General features: G+C 45.8%; 1 protein-coding gene. It reads left to right on the forward strand.

Features of this window, described 5'->3' with window-relative positions; all coding sequences use genetic code 11:
* Positions 1-627, forward strand: a 627-nt coding sequence (locus KDD36_15225; GenBank protein MCB0398000.1) for a SprB repeat-containing protein, incomplete at both ends; no start/stop codon positions are given.

Raw genomic sequence — 627 nt, forward strand, 5'->3', positions numbered from 1 at the left:
ATAACTGGTCAAACGGTGCAAGCACGCAGGATATCGGTAATCTGACAGCCGGCAACTACTGTGTAACCGTTACCGATGCGAATACTTGCACTGCAACCATGTGTGTAACTATTTCCGAACCACCAGCCTTGAATTTGAGTACTACAGTAGTGAATGTTACCTGCTATGATGGTGCAAATGGTTCTATTGATCTGACGGTGAGCGGAGGAACTACACCATATAGCTATCTCTGGTCTAATGGCAACACAGCCCAAGACAATGTAAATCTGGAGGCCGGAACTTACACGGTAACAGTAACCGATGCAAACGGATGTACAAAAACGACTTCAGCAACTGTAACTGAACCTGCGGAGATCACATTTGCCTTCTCTGTAGTAAATCTTGCATGTAACGGCGGATCAAATGGTGAAATCGACCTGACAGTAATGGGTGGAGTTTCGCCTTATACGTATGACTGGTCGAACGATGGACCAGAGGATCCAGATAACGACCCAGAAGATTTGACAGGTTTGACTGCTGGTGCATACACAGTTACGGTAACTGATGCCAACAATTGCACCAAGGCTGTCACCATCATCCTGACACAACCTGCACCAATTACCATTTCAAGCACAGTTACCAATGTAT

It is taken from the genome of Flavobacteriales bacterium (assembly GCA_020435415.1).
Lineage (GTDB): Bacteria > Bacteroidota > Bacteroidia > JACJYZ01 > JACJYZ01 > JACJYZ01.